The sequence below is a fragment of the Bacteroides xylanisolvens genome (assembly GCF_018289135.1).
Classification (GTDB): domain Bacteria; phylum Bacteroidota; class Bacteroidia; order Bacteroidales; family Bacteroidaceae; genus Bacteroides; species Bacteroides xylanisolvens.
In genome coordinates this window covers 2,543,421-2,562,913 of record NZ_CP072216.1, presented here as the reverse complement: position 1 = coordinate 2,562,913, position 19,493 = coordinate 2,543,421, and the positions used below count along the sequence as shown (strand labels likewise).

The 19,493-nt window shown below is 37.7% G+C and carries 21 protein-coding genes, 1 tRNA gene and 1 pseudogene; 4 read left to right on the top strand and 19 right to left on the bottom strand.

The features are described from left to right. Positions 1-68 precede the first annotated feature (68 nt). Positions 69-1,460: a P-loop NTPase fold protein gene (locus INE92_RS11025; RefSeq protein ID WP_117610433.1), complete on the top strand. Its 1,392-nt coding sequence runs from the start codon at positions 69-71 to the stop codon at positions 1,458-1,460. Continuing rightward, the gene (locus INE92_RS11020) at positions 1,453-1,812 is read left to right on the top strand and encodes a hypothetical protein (RefSeq protein ID WP_229097076.1); all 360 of its coding nucleotides are present in this window, start codon (positions 1,453-1,455) and stop codon (positions 1,810-1,812) included. Before INE92_RS11025 ends, INE92_RS11020 begins: the two co-directional genes overlap by 8 nt. 37 nt (positions 1,813-1,849) lie before the next feature. Here the strand turns inward: INE92_RS11020 and INE92_RS11015 are convergent, their stop codons facing one another. The 18 genes from INE92_RS11015 to INE92_RS10935 all read right to left on the bottom strand — a co-directional run bounded on the left by INE92_RS11015 (position 1,850) and on the right by INE92_RS10935 (position 17,008). After that, positions 1,850-2,083, bottom strand: a complete 234-nt coding sequence (locus tag INE92_RS11015) for a hypothetical protein (RefSeq protein ID WP_117610434.1) — start codon at positions 2,081-2,083, stop codon at positions 1,850-1,852. Next, positions 2,070-2,552, bottom strand: a complete 483-nt coding sequence (locus tag INE92_RS11010) for a DNA-packaging protein (protein ID WP_061447832.1) — start codon at positions 2,550-2,552, stop codon at positions 2,070-2,072. The genes INE92_RS11015 and INE92_RS11010 overlap by 14 nt, the downstream gene beginning before the upstream one ends. A gap of 2 nt (positions 2,553-2,554) precedes the next feature. Then, positions 2,555-3,049, bottom strand: coding sequence for a hypothetical protein (locus INE92_RS11005; protein ID WP_195436735.1), 495 nt, complete (start codon positions 3,047-3,049; stop codon positions 2,555-2,557). A gap of 26 nt (positions 3,050-3,075) precedes the next feature. Beyond that, the gene (locus INE92_RS11000; protein ID WP_195436734.1) at positions 3,076-6,336 is read right to left on the bottom strand and encodes a phage tail tape measure protein; all 3,261 of its coding nucleotides are present in this window, start codon (positions 6,334-6,336) and stop codon (positions 3,076-3,078) included. 9 nt (positions 6,337-6,345) lie between these two features. Continuing rightward, on the bottom strand, positions 6,346-6,675 hold the full coding sequence (locus INE92_RS10995) for a hypothetical protein (RefSeq protein WP_117610438.1): 330 nt from the start codon (positions 6,673-6,675) through the stop codon (positions 6,346-6,348). Between the two features lie 25 nt (positions 6,676-6,700). Then, complete coding sequence (locus tag INE92_RS10990) at positions 6,701-6,862, bottom strand: hypothetical protein (protein ID WP_007754900.1); 162 nt, start codon at positions 6,860-6,862, stop codon at positions 6,701-6,703. A gap of 4 nt (positions 6,863-6,866) precedes the next feature. Then, a complete protein-coding gene (locus INE92_RS10985) occupies positions 6,867-8,648 on the bottom strand; it encodes a hypothetical protein (RefSeq protein WP_195436733.1) in 1,782 nt (593 codons plus the stop codon). 57 nt (positions 8,649-8,705) lie between these two features. Then, positions 8,706-9,125 (bottom strand): hypothetical protein, encoded by a 420-nt coding sequence (locus INE92_RS10980; RefSeq protein WP_117610440.1) that lies wholly within the window; start codon positions 9,123-9,125, stop codon positions 8,706-8,708. A 133-nt stretch (positions 9,126-9,258) separates the two neighbouring features. Beyond that, on the bottom strand, positions 9,259-9,531 hold the full coding sequence (locus INE92_RS10975; protein ID WP_117610441.1) for a hypothetical protein: 273 nt from the start codon (positions 9,529-9,531) through the stop codon (positions 9,259-9,261). 50 nt (positions 9,532-9,581) lie between these two features. Continuing rightward, positions 9,582-10,025: a RusA family crossover junction endodeoxyribonuclease gene (locus INE92_RS10970; protein ID WP_117610442.1), complete on the bottom strand. Its 444-nt coding sequence runs from the start codon at positions 10,023-10,025 to the stop codon at positions 9,582-9,584. A gap of 2 nt (positions 10,026-10,027) precedes the next feature. Continuing rightward, entirely contained in the window at positions 10,028-11,077 is a 1,050-nt protein-coding gene (locus INE92_RS10965) for a DUF6371 domain-containing protein (protein WP_120144341.1), read from the bottom strand. A gap of 144 nt (positions 11,078-11,221) precedes the next feature. Then, entirely contained in the window at positions 11,222-12,256 is a 1,035-nt protein-coding gene (locus INE92_RS10960) for an AAA family ATPase (RefSeq protein ID WP_117610464.1), read from the bottom strand. Next, positions 12,249-12,557, bottom strand: a complete 309-nt coding sequence (locus tag INE92_RS10955; RefSeq protein WP_117610444.1) for an AbrB family transcriptional regulator — start codon at positions 12,555-12,557, stop codon at positions 12,249-12,251. Before INE92_RS10955 ends, INE92_RS10960 begins: the two co-directional genes overlap by 8 nt. Before the next feature lie 2 nt (positions 12,558-12,559). Further along, a complete protein-coding gene (locus INE92_RS10950; protein ID WP_229097073.1) occupies positions 12,560-12,766 on the bottom strand; it encodes a helix-turn-helix domain-containing protein in 207 nt (68 codons plus the stop codon). Between the two features lie 31 nt (positions 12,767-12,797). Beyond that, entirely contained in the window at positions 12,798-14,105 is a 1,308-nt protein-coding gene (locus INE92_RS10945) for an IS5 family transposase (RefSeq protein WP_008771523.1), read from the bottom strand. 59 nt (positions 14,106-14,164) lie between these two features. Then, positions 14,165-14,293 carry a hypothetical protein gene (locus INE92_RS27095; RefSeq protein ID WP_262893712.1) on the bottom strand — a complete coding sequence of 43 codons (129 nt, stop codon included), beginning with the start codon at positions 14,291-14,293 and terminating at the stop codon, positions 14,165-14,167. 177 nt (positions 14,294-14,470) lie between these two features. Continuing rightward, a complete protein-coding gene (locus tag INE92_RS10940; RefSeq protein WP_117610446.1) occupies positions 14,471-15,676 on the bottom strand; it encodes a hypothetical protein in 1,206 nt (401 codons plus the stop codon). A 6-nt stretch (positions 15,677-15,682) separates the two neighbouring features. Then, positions 15,683-17,008: a tyrosine-type recombinase/integrase gene (locus INE92_RS10935; RefSeq protein WP_117515376.1), complete on the bottom strand. Its 1,326-nt coding sequence runs from the start codon at positions 17,006-17,008 to the stop codon at positions 15,683-15,685. A gap of 509 nt (positions 17,009-17,517) precedes the next feature. Here INE92_RS10935 and INE92_RS10930 point away from each other — a divergent pair. Continuing rightward, positions 17,518-18,165: pseudogene (locus tag INE92_RS10930) on the top strand (hypothetical protein); the annotation flags it as partial. 283 nt (positions 18,166-18,448) lie between these two features. Next, the gene (locus INE92_RS10925) at positions 18,449-19,336 is read left to right on the top strand and encodes a DMT family transporter (RefSeq protein WP_008644587.1); all 888 of its coding nucleotides are present in this window, start codon (positions 18,449-18,451) and stop codon (positions 19,334-19,336) included. 46 nt (positions 19,337-19,382) lie between these two features. On the opposite strand, the gene INE92_RS10920 is transcribed toward INE92_RS10925, so the two are convergent. After that, positions 19,383-19,456: transfer RNA gene (locus INE92_RS10920), tRNA-Thr, on the bottom strand. Between the last annotated feature and the right edge of the window lie 37 nt (positions 19,457-19,493).

The following is a 19,493-nucleotide window of genomic DNA, read 5'->3' as shown; positions in this document are numbered from 1 at the left end:
AGAATAAATTCGTTTTGTTCTTATTATGGAGATTGGAATAGAAAGTGAGGAATAATACAGAAATATTTATGCGTCAAATAGAAACAAAGGGTATGATGGAGCAATTTCAGGCTCATCTAAATAATACAAATAACCAACGAATTATTTTTTCAGGTTGTTTTGGAAGTGGCAAAACTACATTTTTAAATAATTTTTTTAATGATCCAGCACAACAGGAAAAATATTACGTATGTAAACTATTCCCAGTAAATTATGTGACTTCAACTAATAAAGACATTTACGAGTTAATAAAATTCGACATATTAATTCAATTGTTGGGGACTGGGATTACGATTGAAAGAACTGATTTTGAAAAAGTTTCTACAATATGTAGGTCGGTGAAAAGTAATGCGCTTAAGTTATTGCAAAGTATATTGGAAGTAGCATCACTTATTGATGAGAATACAGTAAAGTTGGGTAAAGCAATAGAAGTGATTGCGAATATATACAAAGACTACAAGGATGATTCTCCAAAGACTAAAATAGAACAATTTTTAAACGATTTAGAGAATGAGATAGGTACTAGTTATGAAATGAACGACATATCTAATTTGATAAGAGAAATGCTTATTAAAGCTAGCAAATTAGAGAATAAGCAAAAAGAAACTATTTTGTTGATAGATGATTTTGATCGTCTTGAACCATTACAGTCTTTTCGTTTGTTAAATATTTTGTCTACAAATGACAATGAAACGGGTACAGGAGAGAATAAATTTGGGTTTGATAAAATTATTATAGTATGTGATATAAATAATTTGCGTGATTGCTTTGTACATATCAATGGAACCAATAAAGCTTTCAATGGATATATTGATAAATTCTATTCAACGGAAATCTTTCGTTTTGATATAAGGAATGATCTTGTGAAAGTCATAAATATTCTATTCAGTCAAATAAATATGCCGCCTGATGTAAGAAGTGAATTTTTTGAACGTTATCTTGACATTATTCAGGTAATGATTAATTGTGGGGAAATAAATGTTAGAACAATAACAAAAATTCAAGAGGCACATATTGAGATAATACCAACAAAGACTCTTGACGATTTTCATAAAACGTGTGATTATGCAGGATTATTATTTCTTGTTTTGAAAAAAATGTTTGTAGATGATTATGAAGTTTCTAATGCGATATCAGCCTGTTCTATACAAGAACCATTATCTCCGTATAGGAAGAATTTTACAGCTATAAATGAAGTATTATGTCTTTTATATCCATCAATAACGGAGAAACAACAACATGAATTATTAATTTATGATAATAAATATACATTCAATATTCAAAAAACTGCATATTACTCATATTGGAAATTAGTTGCTGTAAATGGTGTTACAGATTATTATGCACTTACATTTCCTGTATTTCATCTGTTAGATAGAATTAAATATCAATATTTGAACATTCCTAAGTCTTATGAGTGATGTGGTAAAAATAAATGTTAATATGATTGTAGCCATATCCGAAGAATTGCTGTTTAAGCTAGTAGAATTTGCAGAAAATTTGGGTCGTAAAAAAGAACGAATTAGCTTATTCAAAGAATCTCAATTTATATCTCAAAATCAGGCACATATCCGGTATGGCAAAGGAAATGTTACTAAATGGGTAAAAGCTGGCATAGTGAAGAAATATAAAGATGTTGATGGAAAGTTACGTTCCGGCGTCCGTTATGATGTGCTTGACCTGGAATCAGCCGCTTTTAAATGTAATTATATGAAAGAACTTTCTCCTTTGGCAAAGGCTGAAATGAGAGAAATAATAAGCCCCGTTCCTTGATTGGTTCGGGACTTTTGTTTATACTTAGCCATTAAAACTATAATTTATATTCATCATTCAGACGTTTTATGATCCTTTTTATTGTTGAGGCTGATAGCTTATGCTTGTTTGAAAGAAAGTCCCGAATTTCGGCTTCTTTTCGTCCTTCTGCAAGCATATCTCTATACTCATAGAACATATCAAGATACATTATATCATCTGCGCTCACTCCGTTTCTGTTCATTGTAGCGAGTAGAAAGCGGCTTGATGCTAAAACCTCATATACTTTCATCTGCTTTGGGAATATAAGGTAAGAAATCAAAGCCTTTAAACTCTTTACTGTTGATGGTATGAGTTACCTTTTGTTTATCAGAAAGACCTATAATTCGGGAAACTATATTGGGGTTAAACGCACCAACAATAGCACCTTCTAATTGTTGTGTCCTGATGACATTCTCTATGCGTGTAATGACTACGGAAAAATCTTCATGACTACCTTTTTTAAAATCGTTCCAAAAGGACTTACTAACATCTAAATAAGCCATTAACCCGGTCAGAGAGTAAGGACGTTGTGTAGGGCTTTCTTCTTTTTCCTTTATTTCTCCTTTCGTTTTATTCTTGATTGCTTTCCATGGAGTCCTGTCACAATAGGCAAAATACTCACAGGCTGCTTCCCACAACTGTTCAGGAGAAGCAAAACGCTTGCTTCTCCCATGCTTGTTTCTCAACTTCCAAAATTGGTTTCCTTTAGGTGCAGACATAACTAATGTTCTTTTAATTGTTTGATTAAATCCGCTTCTTCCTGATTCTTGACTACAACGGTCAATCCTGTAGAAACTTCTCCGGAATGCTCGGTGTTCTGTTTGTTCTTCCATCTGTCAGGAGCAAGGTTTGTGAGAAGGAATATTCCGGCTCCCACATTAGGTTCAACACGGACATTTTTTCTTACTTCCTTTTTCAACTTCTTTTTCTTGCCTTCCATGTAGTATTCAGAAGAAACCTGTTCGTATTCATACCCGATGGCAGACCTTGCAAGGGAAGAAACTACATTGCGTTCTAACCCGTTTTTGAAATCTTCTTTCGCCTGTTTTATAGCAGTCCCGAAAGTTTCATTTTCCATCCACCGGTAATAGGTACTCTTTCCGATTCCCATTACATTACAGAAATCAATAAGCTTTGCCCCTCCGTACTCCATGAGTCCGTTTTCGCTTACCCACAACTCACATTCTCTTATTATTTGTTCATTAAACTTTGCCATATTTTCAATAGTTTTTAATTAATATATTATAAATTACCTAAGTTTTCAAGTACTTCAACTCGTTTTCCAACTGTGTTTATTTCAGTTACAGATACCACCGGATTAGGCATCATCTGGACTCCTTTTGCTACAGCTCTTGCTAACATATCCTCTCCCATGGTCTGATTACTTGATGCGGTGATGTTTATCGGAACACCGCCTCCCATTTGGTTAAATGAGGAAAGGATCGGAGCGAATAACTCCGTGGTTCTTGCTGTCATTACCGATTCTCCGTTACTTAGTTGTGCCGGTATGCTATCACTCGTTCCGGTTCCCGGCCCGGTAACTAATCCACCGGTTGCAAACTTGGCGGATTTAATAGACTTCATAGCAGTTCCCATCATAGCAGTAACAGCACCAACAACAGTTCCAATGGCTGCAAGCATATCTATCCATGTTGCACTTGAACTGGTAGCCGTTTTAACAGCATTTGCAATAGCTACTCCCTGCGCTATGGCAACTTCTGCAATCGCTAATAGTTTTGCGGCACGTGCCATTTCTTCATTAGTTTCTCCTGCCAACTCCAACAAGGAAGAGATTCCACCAATAAGATTTCCAATAGCTTCTGATTTCTGTGTTTCGATTTCTACTTCTTTATCAGCTAGTTCTTTTTCTGCATCAAGATAGGCATTTTTAAGCTCCAGCTTACGAAGATTGAAAGCTTCTATACTTTCTCCTTCCATTTGTTGGATGGCGTCTAATTCCTCCTTTCTTTGCTTTAATCTGATACGATAAACTTCCGTTTCATCATTGTACACTTTTGCAATCTCGGTTTCATAGCGAAGTTTCATTGCATCCTGTTGCTTTTTTAGTAAATCCGCATCATGTTGTTTTACAAGATCATCAATTTTCTTATTATATTTTTCACGGATGGCAAATTTCATCTGTTCGGTAAGCTCGGTATTAGAAAGGTCTAAATCCCGTTGCGCAATTAATTGCTGCATCTTCAGTTGATATTCCTGTTCGCTTCCTTTCTTGATATATTCAAGCTGTATTTCTATAAGCTTCTGGCGGTTGGCAATTTCCTTCTGCAATTCTTCATCGGATAGCTTCTTTAGTGCCTGCTGTTTTTGTGCTTCTAATGAAGTGATTTGCTTATTGATGGCCTCTTTTGCTTTAGGTGTCAAATCCTCCTCCGTTTTAATACGCTTTTTAAGATCCTCTATCTGGCGGGAATACTGTAGTTCGATCTCTTCCGTTTGACGTTTCCGGCTATCTTTTATCAGTTTTAAGGCTTCATCTTCTGCTTTCCTCAATTCGGCAATTTCTTTCTTTTTTGCTTCAATATTGGTAGCACTGGTGATACCCCCCGTTGCTTTGCCTGTAGGCTCATAATTCGTTATATCATTTATTTGTTTTCTTAGAGATTCAACAACTGATAATTGATTCATTCGCTCTTTCCAAGATTTGCTAATATCCTGATTTATTTCTTTATTAGTACGATCTAACCCTAGTCCTTGTCTAATAATTGAAGCATCTTTTAGTTCTTTATTGTATTTCTCGTTTATATCTATAGTCTTTTGGAAATATTCTTCCTCTTGTGCCAATGATAATTCGAGAATCTTTAGTTGATCTTGTTTTGCTTTCTCTAAAGCTTCATTGTCGGATATTCCCTGTTTAATATATTCTTTCCGGGCTTTTTCTATATCAATATACTTCTTTTTTGCCATGTCTGTCCCAATAGTCTCTCCTAATCGTTTTGCAATGGCTTCTTCTCTATTGGATATAGTCTCTACGGTATCAAACAGCCCTCTAACCTCTTTAATTAGTTCTGAAAGAACGGAGTTCACAAATAGCTTAATCTTAGTTGTCATTTTCTCAAATGATCCTCCGGTAGCATCAAACAGCAAAGCAATCTCTTTTGTTAATTCGGTTTGAGAATTAATTAAATCTTCTTCGACACGTCCTAACTCTCCGGCCTTAGCTTTCACTTCATCCAAATTGGTAGAAATATCTTTCAGTGTCCGGATATACTTCAAACCTGCATCTTCTCCCGGTCCGCCAAATATATCAGCAATGGCAGTACCAACAGCAGCGGAACTTTCCGGAAGCTCATTCAATTTATCAGAAACAAGTTGCATAACCTCAAAAGTAGTAATAGACCCGCTTTGTAACTCCTTTTGTATTTTCTTCGAATTTAGCCCGATCCCCTCTAATGCTGCGGCAGTGGAATCTGTCATTTCTCGGAGCCGTATATTTGCTTCTTTAATCGTATCTATACCCTTATCGGAGAATATACCCTGCTTGTTGGTCTCTGCGATGATGGCTACAAACTGATCGGCAGATATTCCAGCCTCTTTGAAATATGCCGGGTATTCTTTCAGGCTATCCAGAAATTCGCCATTCGCATCTGCTCCGGCTATAAATCCGTCTTTTATTATTTGCAAAGCCTTCTCGGAAGTGATACCAAATTGTTTTGATACCGTATTAGCGGAAATAAGTACTTCTTTAAAGTCTTTCCCGTAATAGTCTGCCAGAGCTTGCACTTCACTTCGATAAGCCTTCAAATCATCCCCTGATTTATCAGTGAATTGCCTTGTTAACTTTGTAGCCTCAACCAAACCTTTATTGTAATCATACCACCATTTAAAGACAACGCCAGCACCCGCTATCCCTGCGATGCCTAAAAATACTTTATTCTTTAAAAGGGAAGTTAGGGTATTTCCGAAGGCGGAAGCTTCCGTTTTTAGATTGGAGAAAAGACCGGAACCGCTTTTGGCATTGTCTGCCATACGTAACAAGGAATCAGCAAAAGAGTTATTCATTCCCAGAGCGTTTTTTATGGCTTCTTCGTAGCTTCCGACACTTCGGTAGAAACGTTGAGTTTCTCCTTCCGCTTCTTTGAGTGAATCTGTTATACCGTTGATCTTGATTTTAAGCTCCTGCCCTCTGCTTGTTTTTCTTTCTACTTCCGAAAGGCTGTCATACTCTGATGTAAGATTGGATAATTGCGCCCGGAGCTGCTTTAAACTACCTGCCTGTTCCTTTTCAATCTTTATATTATTTCTAACATCTTTAGTAAGCGTCTGAACCACGTCTTTAGCGTGCATCATCTTTTTTTCTGTTTCTACGAGCTTGGCATTATACTCCTCTTGTGATATTTTCTTGTCCTTCAGGGCTTTTTTATACTCTGCCTCTTCTTTCTTCAAGTCATCAATAACCGCCCGGTATTTTGCAATGTTCCGGATCGCATCATCATATCGAACTTTTATCTCTAGTACTTTTTCTACTGTATTTTCATTTTTCATAACTCTTTTCTATTTTTCGGTTAATACTCCGTTACTTGCAAAAAATAAAGCCATAACAAGGGCTGGGAAAGTTTTGCTATCTCCTTTGATATTCAGATTATCCAGGAGTGAAAGCATTTTTTTACGTTTTTCGGAATCCGGCTCATGTTCATTTATCAAATTCTCGATCATTGATAATGTTGATACAGCCTCCATCCGGTTGTTTTGGATTAATTCTGTAACTCGTTTGCCTTCTGCTACTATTTTCTGAATAGTAGTTTTATACTCTTTGGCCATCTTATCAAAAGCCAAAGCTAATTTCATGGCTTCTCTGTTGTTTAATAAATCTTTTTCTGTCATAATCATTTTATATTTAATCATTAAATTACAAATCTCCCAGATGATCCAAAGCTTCGTCCGGTATTTCCATATTTATAGCCTCCTCCATAGAGATAGAATGTCCCAAATACTCTTCTAAAAGCATTTTTCTAGTTTGATTGGCCTGTTCGGTAATACTCCGAATCTTTTCTTCTACATTTTCTTCCATGTCATTACAATTTTAAAAGTTTACACTCGCATATATCATTCTCTTTGGTCGTTATCTCTATGATAGCCAGATAACAACCATATTGAGCCAAATAAACCGGTATATCCATCTCTAAGTCTCGCAACTCGATACTGTTAAGACGGATATACTCGGTCACTACCTTTGCATTATTGATTAGTCCTTTGTACGTCTGATAGTTATTTGCAATTAAGGTAGTCCATTCTAGCCCCTTGAATATTCCCTTCGTGCCATCAAGCAATAATATCCGGGGATTTGTTTTGTTATACTCCAACTCTCCTTCCTCGTTATAAGAATAAAGAGGAATATAAGCAACGCCTCCTTTTGTACTGCAGGCGGAGAAAGGCAAAGTGATGGCATCACGTTCGTACTCAATCGTGGCATCATCAACCTGGATATTTCCGTCATAGTTTCCCATGACATTATCATCTTCTTTATACCGGAACCAGTTGTTTTGAGCAATATTATCAAGGGTGTACTGTAAGTTTCTTGGCGTTACGCTATTATAAGCCATTATCACACGATTCGTCCAGTCTACAGCTTTAGATTTGTTTGCAGACAGATTATCGAAGGGAATAAACTTGATCCCGTTTTCGCCATCCGGTAAGGCAAACAAACCGACCATTGAGGCAACGGCTTTGATGAAGTCTATTTGCTTGATGTCCGGAAGATTGGGAACTAGGGGAAATTTCTCACCTAGTAAAACATCCTCTTCTCTTTCTGTTATCGTTACTGATAAACTCCCTGATACACTATTTATCGGTTGTTTTCCGTTTCCACTTGATATTATAAAATATCCATCTTTATAGACTGTAGCAGAAGTGTCAAAGCTATAAACTAGCCGAATATATGGCGGTTCTATATATGCAGCCGGTTTATATATGTTTATTATTTCCTCCTGCTTGGTCGGTGTGCTATAAACTGTGATTTGAAAAGGCGTATTTAAATAATCAATCCCCTGTGAGTAAGTGTATGAAACTTCTATTGTTCCTTTCAGTTTCAATGTTGAATCAAATTTCGGGTAAATATCCCGGCTCCCATTAGTGCTAACATACTGTTGGGTACTATCTCCTACAGCTTCAAATTTGATTATTGATGAATCATACCCTGTTACTTTTAAAGTCATTGGGTAGGCATCATATATCTTTTGTGAATCATTCCTCGTTAGAAGAGGAACAATCATTTTATCTATAAAAGTCTTTTTATCAGAAGGGAAATTAAACGTTACTCCGCTTTCTTCTTGAATCTTGTCTAAAATCCATTTCACAGTAACTACAGGATGATACCACACGTTCGGATCACCGGAGTTAAAACCGTAGTCAATAAGTGGAAATTGTGCTGAATTGCTTCCCTTATTACTCCATATTACCCAGTCCACACCTTCCACTGTCCCGTGTGTAATATCCGTTAGCTTCTTGCCATCGTTTACTATACTGGCAAAGTTTGTGACGTTTCCCCATGTAAGAGCAACCTCTATTGTCTCGCCAGTTTCTAGTAGTACTACATTGGCATTTTTAATCATTTTAACACCATTTCGCAATAATGTTCCTTTATGCTTTAGGTACGGATAACGGCTTGTTGAACTGGGAAGATGTGCGCACTCAATCAAAGCCAGATTCTTTGCCGTTTTCGGCAACCTGATCGTATAACTCCTATTACTTATAATTTTACTAATATCGGTTAGCAGGTTACTCTTGTAGCTCAAAGTAATATCCGTCTTGTTAAGATCGGCTTTTGTGTTATTGATATATAATTCATCTCTTGTCATAGCATATTTTTTATTTATACCGGGTAGACCATCCGAAGCAGACCTACCCGGTATCGGTTATACAATCTTTGCCAGTGCGGAAATGAGTTTTTCCAGTTCTTCGCCTTCAATGGAAAAGCCGGGCTCCTCTCCGCTATCTTCCCTTACTTGTCTGGCTTCATCACTTTCATCAATGGTGATAACTGCGAGGTTGGCCGGTGTTTCGTCCGGGTTTATTCCTCTGTATACCGTGATTTTGTCCACGAAAGATTCCGTTTTAAGATCTATTCCAGATTTAGGCAGTTCTTCACTACCTAATTTTAGCAACTGAATCCCCAGTTTACGGGCTTCTTCCGCATTTAGGTGTACGGTGTTCTCTTCTGTTATGGATTCCCCGTTTACTGTTTTAGTGATAAGGACTTCGTTGTTGTCACATCTTCTCACATAAAGATGTTTTTCACTATCTTTTCTTACTCCGAAAAATGTTTCTTGTTTCATGACCTAAAAAATTAAATTGGTTAATAAAATATTTGTTCTCTAATTCTTTTGCAACGATTAGACAAACACCTATCTGATAATACTTTTCCTCGTTTAATGGGCATTTGTTTAAATGATTCTTTTAAAAATAAACTTACGAGGGTTTTATAAACCCATTATCTAAATAATATCTCGCTTGCTCATATTTGGGGAATGTCAAAGCCCAATAACCAAAGGCGTTGTTACCGGGATAGCTAACACAGTTAAACCGTTTATTTATCTTGCGTTTGAACACTTCATAAACGATTGCTCCTCCTGGAAATATACGCTTGTATAAGTAAACTTCAGTTTGGGGATTATATCCGATTTGGATAAATCGCTCTTTGTTCTTAATAAACTCTTTCTTTAATTCTTTAATTGCTTCCATAACTTTTAAATGTTGCTCTCGCTCATTTTAAGGTGAGCGAAAATGATAATTTACTCTTTTGGGTACTCTTGCTCATCTGACAGATGAAAGTGATTTTCGCTCGCTTTATTTTGGCTGAATATATTTTTTTGCTCGTTTATCTCTTCCATACCAAACTCTACTCTCGGATTCCGTCGGTCTATCCGTTTCTCCGCATGAATCTCAAAACAAAGGCTGTCATTTGTAATAGCCTCCACCATTTGCAAGCAATCAAGGATCGTTTTTAAGGCATTATCCAGATCGAAGCGAATATTCCCATGCCATACACGAATAAATAGCTTGAAACGACCGGAAATGCGCTTTCCTCGATACTTCTTGCATTGTAGGCAGAAGGATTTCTCATACTCCCTGATCCGGTCGTTTTTGATGATCCGTTTCTGACCGTCTTTGCCCGGTACGGCTTGATAGTTATTTGCTTTCGCTATCACTTGCCCGTATATTATTTCTATTTCCATACTCAAACGTTATATGTTATTTGCCGGGAAACTCCTATTTCTTTGGCATAAGCCATTATTTCACCAATATTCATACCTTTCTGTGTATGTCGTTCCCGAAGAAGAACGTCCGCCACGTCCCAGTTATTCGGTAGTCCTTCACATATCCGGCTAACTGTTACATCTATTCCGGCGCTGTGCAATATTTCGGCTTTTTCTTCCCATTTTGCCAACATTCCACTATCAGGATATAAAACTACTCTTTTGCCTGATAACGGCTTGAAAACGGCTGTTTCCGTCCATTTGCATCCGTTACAGCCTCCTGATGCTATCCAAGTGATTTCGGGCATCAAAATAGAGCATATAAGGGCTGATTTCTCACTTTCAACAATTCCTATCCGGGATGAGGTTTTTATTAAATGGCAACCGAAGAATGTTTGCTGAAGATTAGCCTCATAGTTTTTGAGAAGCGTTTTCCCGGCAAACCAAATCTTATCCATCGGTCGAGTATCTGGAATATACTTTTGCGCCTTATCGCTCCACATCTCCGCCCGGTCTTGTTTTTTCATCCGTTTTCCCGTATTGGGATTATAAGCCATAACCTTTAGTTGGCATAATTTGCCTTTTTCGTTAATCTGTGGAAAGGTGGTAGATAATCCGTCATTGTTTCTCCAGTGGCGAGATGTCCCGACATGGTAGAGATCAAACACCCGGTTTGCCTCAACATCTCCGAACTCTTTAGACATAAACTGGAATAGATTGTTTCTGTCTCGGTGTGTATCTGTTGCCAACAACGAAGAAGGTAGATAAGATATGGGAATTGCTTTAGGTGGTTCCGGCTGTTTCCATGTGGTAAACTCATTTCGTTTATCGGCCGGGTGTGCCTTGAAATATTCCGAAGGTGTCAGATGATAGCCGCAACGTTCCCGGTTGCAACGTCCGCACGATTCATCAATAGGAACATTCCTTTCATCAACATAATAAGTAAATTCTCCTTTATGTCCGCATTGCGGGCAGGTGTGGCGGGTACTCGTTCCTGCGTATTTTTGTAGGTGATATGTATGTTCACTCATAAATCAAAATCTTTAAATTTTATAGCACCGTATTAATAACCGTATTTTTACCGTATTTTTGCCGTACACCGTATTAACCGTATTCACCCCCTTCTATAGAAGGGGTGATGAGTACGGTAGAAAAGTACGGTACGGTAACGGTTATTAAAATGGTAGTGTATCATTAGCTTTTTCAATCTTTGGCAGGTAATAACAGCCTACCTGATTTTTGATAATATATCCATTCTCTACCGCTTTCTTTATATTCTTTTCGGAAGCGCTTTCTTTCACCCCAAGATGTAACATTAGTTTCTGTCTTAAATCCGAATAGGTTATAGTTGCCGGATATTGAGGCATGATACTTGATAGTGTCTGTTGTAGTTTATCCGTTTTTGCTTCAATGGGTATGTATTCAGCCTCAACGGGAAGCCCTTCCAAAACCATAAATGCAAAGTCCATCGGTCGCATATCTCTAGTTTTAGCCCATTTGCATAACGTTACATCTCCTTTAGCCTCCGCAAAAATTGCTGTTTCGCACTTCCGCAAAGCTTCCGATCCAAGATGTCCCCGGGCTTTTTCACTTCCTACATTGGCGTGAATGACTGTCAGAACGTGGCAATCATATTCTTTTGTAAAAGCCATCAAATCATTAATTACAGACGTTGATTGCTCCGAACTGTTGGGATCGGCTATTAGATCACTAACTCCATCAAGAACGACAAAATCAGGATGATATAGATTCATGCACGCATAAAAAATTTTATGTCTTATTGGCGGCTGATACTCTCTCAACATGTGAATAATGATATTATCTGAATTGATGTTAGTTGGAAGCCCTGCAATGCGGTGTAGTCTCCGGCCGATCTTCGCCACGTGCCCCGGTGCTTGCTCCGTATCAATCCAAAGTAACTTTCCAGATCCGTTCGGGTTGTCTAATCCCATACACCCGTTTTCATTCAGGAACGCCCCGGCAATACCAGAACATAGAAAACTCTTTCTTGCACCGGGTAAACCAATAACGAAAGAAAAATTTCCCCGGGTACATACAGGTAGGTTTCCTTTTGATACGAGCATTTGCGGATCGGGTATATTTTGTGATAAGTCCAGGCGGCTACATTGAATAGCATCCATTATATCGGATGGAATCTCAATCACAGGCTTTTCAAATTCGCTAACAATCTGTTTTATTGCTTCACTCATTGCCATTAACCTCCCAATCAATAGACATTTGCCGTTTATCTGGCTCTAACCAGTATAGTTTTCTTCTATCGTCCAGACGAACGTCTTTAATGTCCCAACCTTCATCATTACGGAGGGTGGAGATTACACGTCTAGCATCATTCGAATTTGTTTCAGCGTTGATTTCTTTTGCTGTTACTTTCCGACCAGATAAGAAAATAGATCGTACCTGTTGAATTATTCGAGATGATTTGCTATCTTTGTTTCCGGATCTATGTTGGAGATTGGCGGTCGTGGAGGCTGCCTTTTTCTTTTCTTTCATAGTCACGCCCTCCGATATTTGAATACGACCTGCTTTTTTACTGCCTCATCAATAGCATCCGCTTCATACAGGATTCTACTACCTACACGCTTGGAGATAAGAAGTCCGTCTTTTGTTATTCTCGCCAATGTTGGTAAGGTGACATGAAGGATTTCAGCGGCTTCTTTTCGAGTGTAGAACTTTGGTTCTTTCTTAGCAGTTACAGACAATATTCTTTCTGAAACTCTATCTAGTCGTCCCTTAAAAAGTACTCATCTGCGGGATATTGCAAGAAAACAGTGTCCCGCAGATTTTTTCAACAAGTAGCCAAAGAACCCTCATGGCTCTTTTGAAGTTGTACGCTGCTGCGGCTAAGAGCAGATTGACAACATCCCCGAACACACCTTTATAAAAGTTGCGTCCTAAACGAAAGTCTGATTTCAAATGCCCGATAGTCGGCTCTATTCCTGCACGCTTGCAGAATAGCTTATGTTTCTTCTTGCGTGTGTAATAACTGTCTTTCCTGTTTGGAACATCGGGTATCAGTATCCCGGTGCCGCCCACCTCTTTCTTTCCTCTGTACCCCCTGTCCCCGGCCAACTTCCTGATCTTCTTTCCGGTAATGCGTTCCACCTGCCTGAGGGATTCTTCAATGGTATGCCCGTCATATTCATTCCGGAAAGACTTGGCACCCAGTATGACACCGGTAATTGAGCGGACGATTGAAACCTTGTTGCCGAACTCGTATTTCTTATGTTCTTTCCCCTTGCTGATACACTGCACCTCCGGTTCATGCAGGGAATAGATTTTCCCGGGAGAATTGCGCTTCTGTGAAAGCACCCGCTCAAAGAGGTCGAGCAGGGAGTCGTAGCCGTGGTTTTCTTTCAGGTTGCGCCTCAGTTCCCTGACAAGCCTTCCCGCAATGGTGCGCAGCCGCTTGTCCGCTTTCAGGGCCTTGCCACGGTTCTTGGGGTGGTTACGGAAACGCTGGTCACGGTAGATCTTCTTGAGGACAAAGGTATAGCTCTGGCGCAAAGGAAGCCCTAAGGATTTTACGACAGACAACACTTTGCGGACTATCTTTTTATGCAACTTCGCATCCGTGGGATAAGTCACGTTCTTTTCCTGTACCGTGGAATCGATGAAGGCCGTGCAGTGATGGTCCGGGCCGTCGTCCTCCTGATTGACGCGGATACTTTCTGACAGAATCAGTTCCATGCCATTTTCTCCGACACGCTTACGGAAGTGTACCAGTTCGCTTGCATTGCAGGGATAGGAAGGCGTGAATTCCAACATACCGCAAAAGTACTGGTAATAAGCATTCTCGCTCCATTGTTCAACAACCGATTCATCGGACAGGTTACGCACGTGCTTAAGAATCAGAAGTCCGCACATCAGGCGGATGGGTTTGGCCGGACGACCGTTGACGGCACAGTATAGCGGGGAGAAAGCTTCTTCAAAACGGCGCCAGTCTATCTTATTGGCAAGCAGGTATAAGGGATGCCTGGGATTCAGCTGGTCTGTCAAAGAGCTGAACAAGGAGGGCTGAGGGGTGGTCTTGTTTATCATAATAATCTGCAAGTTTTCAACCATAAAGATACAAAAACTTGCAGATATATCAAAGCAATTTATATATTAATATGTTGATTATTAGGCGTAAAAGCACATTCTAAGGGGCGACTATCTACAATCACATCTACAAATGGATCAAAGAAACTCATAATTATAGCTTGCTGGGTTGCATTTAATTCTTTCATAACTTATACTTTTTAATTGTTATGAAGGCAGGGTGTGCACGTCCTAATCTTCAACTGCGAAGATACATTGGGGAGAAATTGGGATTTATTGGGGAATATAAAAAAAAACGCATTGATAAAATGTTGATTATCAATGCGCTTCTGAAATATTTATTGGGGAGTTTATTGGGGCGTTTTTTATTTATTGGGGGAAACTCCTAAATCGGCTATAAAACTGCTAAAATTTATATCGATTTGGCTATATCCTTCGCAGCTTGTATCGGTTCTCAATGTAGCTTTCATAAAATCTACATTATTGAAGACTTCTTTTTTAATAAATTCGATCCATTTTTTGCGACTTCCTTTATCTTTTATGCTGTTGGCTATATTCTTAAATACAACTTTTGTCCTATTAAACTCATCTTTTTTAATAGATAGAGTTCTTGAATTGTCACAATTAAGTAATCTGATAAAATCATCTATAGGGATACTATTCCATTGATTATTGTTGCATTTGTTATAGATTTTTCTTATTAATGTTTTGTCGATTTTAGGAATGTTGTTATCATCAATGATGTTTTCTATTGCTTCTATTGAATATTCATCACTATGTTCTTTAATATATCTCCCGATCATTGTAGAAAAGAAGAAAACATCAAAATCATTCTCAATTTGATTACTGCAGGAAAGATAATAACTATAGTACAACCGGGTTGCTTGTTTTAAAATCCAGGTATGTAACTCAAATGCGTTTTCTTTTTCGGGCTCATTATTATTTTCATATATTTTTTCTGTCCATTCTATTAAACCTTGTAATACTATAATTAAATGATATTCAAGCCTCATTCCAATATATAATGTTATTAGTTCAATGAGTTGGTTTTGAATTTTAATAGGATGTTGATTATTCTCTTTTATAAATATACAGACTTTATTTAATGTCTCTATTATGTTCTTAAAATCTTCTGTTCCTAAAAAAACGTCTAGCTTATGCTCTTTTAGCTTTCTGTAATATGTGTAAAGTCCATATTCGCATTTATAGTTATTCGACATAAACAGATCATCAAAACTTTCATCTTCTTTTTTTAGATTTTCAAAAAATAATGTCTTTTTAATTTTTTCATTAGATAATGCTAAGATCAGATCGTACATAATTGCGTTTCCTTCATTAATTAGCTCTTCTGAATTATCCATTACTAATTTGGTGCCTTGAGCCAATATCTCATCGCATCTCTTGAGGTTTGATATATCTTCTGCATTATAATTAGCTCCTATCTTGATTATTGCTTCGTCAATTGATATATTATCTTCTAATAAGTATTTATAAACTTCTGCAAAATCATCCTTATAATATTTCTTCCACTCACATTCTAGCTGATTGTATTGTTCTTTCCAATTTTCCATGATTGATTATTTTGCTATTCGTAATTTCGTGAAATAATTCTCTTTAGCTGCTAGCATGCTCTTTTCCGATTCATCCAGTTTAAGGTACGTCTTTAGTTGCTGCTCGCTGTTGTGTCCAGTGATAGCCATAATAGAACTTAATGAAGCCCCGGCTTTATACATATTGGTTGCTAAGCTTCTTCGGCAGGTATGAGTTTTAAGAAGGTCGCAGAAACGTTTCTTTGCTGTATACTCCATTGCTCCCCGTTGTTCGTCCAACTCTACTATTTCCGTCCATCCTAAAGCCTCTCCAATCTCTTTGATATGGTCGTTTATCTTTTGGTCGTAGACTTTGGGAAGTGTACCGTTATATTTGTCAAGGATAGCTGCAACCCGATAATCAAGAGGAATATAAACGATATTTCCGGTCTTTTCCTGTTTAAGTTTGATGTACTTATTGCCATCGGTAAGGGTAACTATCATTTTTGAATTGATGCGCTTATAATCACTTACTCGTTGCCCGGTCAGACAGCCGACTACAAACACATCTTTTATCTTTTCCCATGCCGGACGATTGGATAAATCGTACTCATAAAGTTCCTGTATTCGTTCTTCAGTCAAGTAGACATTATCAACATCTTTATAGATCACATCAAAACCAAACCGGACGTTTGCCGCATCCATTAGTTTAAGCTGTTCGGCTGCATAACAGATTGTTTTGCATATCTTCACCATCCGGGCAATAGTATTAGGGGAATATTCCTTATCTGTGAGGAATGATCGAAAGTCATTATAAAACTCTATTGTCAGATCCTCAAAATCAATAACCTTTAGCCTTGTTTCCTGATACGCTTTAAACTGGGATTGAAAGCCTTTGTAGCTTTTGATTGTTCCAGGAGATATATTTGTAGTTCCTCCCTTCTTTTTCCGTTTTCCTGTTTCGCATTCGTGAATGAATTGTGCTATGAAGTCGTTGAAGTTGGTAGCCTGTTCTTCTTCTAGGGCTTTAGCTTCGGCTTCTGCTCGTTCTTTTTCGGCTGCTATCTGTTCAGCATATACTATTTCATGTATACGCTCTTTAGCCATGTTGGAAGTTATGGCTACACCATTTTTTATTAGTGCGTCAATCGTTGATGAAATAGCGTCTAGTTTAAGGTAAAGTTCTTTTCCTTTGCCTGTCCTGAAAGCTGTTAGAGCTTTGGCTCCTGTTAAAGATTTGTTCCACTCTTTTATATCAACCTCTAATCCGGTAGATACTCGAATGTTAATCTTTGGAACCCTGTTTTGTATGCGAGCGTATAAGGTTGCATATCCTTCGCTTTTGTCAGTTCTCAAAATGAATGTTGCACCCATATTTTTACTTTTATAAGTTGGTACTACAAAGATAGAGATTCTTTTTGATTTGGTACTACATTGGTACTACAAACTTTTATCTTATTTTATTCTATTTTCTTTGTGTGATAAATAATTTGTTGTTTTTCAGTAGTTTATGAAGATAATGTTTTATCTAATAAATAAGGAAAATAAAGAAAAAGAGGTTCGCCAGGAACCTCAACTATCACTTTAAAGCCCTTGAGAGTCAAGCACTTTCAAGGGCTTATTTTTTACGGAGACCGTTTCGGGGGACCACTTGAAAATTTGAGAATATTCGGCTCAGTCTGAATACCTGCTTTATTCTTTATTTAGAAGAGAAATCTATTGTTCCTGCTGGGTGCTCTCGTCAATTCCCGCATTATGGTATGGTACAATAGGTACTGTGTTTAATTCTTTATTTTAGGCTTTTCCCTATCGACAATTATAGTATTCACTAGTTTTTTATGATTTTCCTGCGTTACTTTTGTTATAAACCAAAAGAAAAACCCATGAAAAAGATTTTATTTATCCTATTTGCTACCCAATTTATTTTGGCTCCTTATATAATAAAGAGCTATGGTGCAAATCTTATTGAAGACAATTATGAGTATTCGGGAGTTAATCAAGGGAGAAAGACTGTCGAAAAGGATATCTTTGGAAATATCATCATTCGTGATGATAAAGGCAATAGGAAGACCATTGAAAAGGATATTTTTGGGAATATCACTATTCGTGATGATAAAGGCAATAGAAAGACCATTGAAGAGGATATTTTTGGAAATATTACCATTCGTGATGATAAGGGCAATAGAAAGACTATTGAAAAAGATATTTTTGGGAATATCACCATTCGCGATGATAAAGGTAATAGAAAGACTATCGAAGAGGATATTTTTGGAAATACCATCATTCGCGATGATAAAGGTAATAGAAAGACTATCGAAGAGGATATTTTTGGAAATACTATCATTCGAGACAATAAAGGTAATAGAAAGACGATTAAAAAAGATATCTTTGGAAATACCATTATCGAAGATGACAAAGGCAATAGAACAACCATTAAAAAAGATATTTTTGGGAACGAAATAATTGAAAGTAGTGATGGTCATAGAAAAATTATCAAAAAGGATATTTTTGGAAATACCATTATCGAAGATGACAAAGGCAATAGAACAACCATTAAAAAAGATATTTTTGGGAACGAAATAATTGAAAGTAGTGATGGTCATAGAAAAATTATCAAAAAGGATATTTTTGGAAATACAGTTATTGAGGATTATTAAAAGGTTATATTTATAAGGAGGAAATGTATCAGACTTATCTTCTTGTACTGATTTAGGGGTTAGATCGATTAACTGATAATGTGAAATTAATGGTGATATTAAAGAAATATTTATGATCTTTGTACCCATGAATATCGGAAATTAGTTGAATAGATTGATGAATCGTATAAAAGGTATACTTTATGCAGCGGTGTCTTCCTCTACTTTTGGACTGGCTCCGTTCTTTTCCCTCACTTTATTGTTGGCAGGTTTTTCAGCTTTCGAAGTGCTTTCCTATCGTTGGGGAGTGGCGACAATTGCGTTGACTCTGTTCGGATGGTGTTCGGGATGTAGTTTTCGATTGGAAAAGAAGGATTTTTTAGTTGTTCTTTTATTAAGTTTGTTGAGGGCAGTTACTTCATTCAGTTTGCTTATAGCATATCAGAATATAGCTACCGGGGTGGCGTCAACCATTCATTTTATGTATCCGTTGGCGGTATCTCTAGTCATGATGTACTTCTTTCAGGAAAAGAAATCCCTTTGGGTGATGTTTGCGGTCTTCATGTCCTTATTAGGAGCGGCCTTGCTTTCATCGGGGGAACTAGAGGCGAAAAATGGTGATACGATAGTCGGACTGGTAGCAGCTTGTGTTTCTGTGTTTTCCTATGCGGGGTATATTGTTGGTGTACGAATGACACGCGCTGTTCGAATCAATTCCACTGTACTGACTTGTTATGTTATGGGGTTAGGAACCGTTCTTTATTTTATAGGTGCTCTGACTACTTCCGGGCTTCGGCTGGTAGCTGACGGTTATACCTGGTTGATTATTTTGGGACTTGCATTACCGGCTACAGCCATTTCTAATATAACATTGGTACGGGCTATTAAATATGCAGGGCCTACGTTGACATCTATTTTAGGTGCGATGGAACCATTGACAGCTGTGGTGATCGGAGTTTTTGTGTTTAAAGAATTATTTACTCTGAATAGCGCTATTGGGATTATTTTAATTCTGTTGGCTGTGAGTGTGGTAATATTTCGTAAACAAAAAAATGAAAGAGTATAAAAAAATGCTGTTTTACCTGATCGGATAAACAACATTTTTATAGGAGAGCCTCTTGTCGGATTCGAACCAACGACCCCGAGATTACAAATCACGTGCTCTGGCCAACTGAGCTAAAGAGGCGTTTTTCTTTTGCGGGTGCAAAGGTATGAATTTCTTT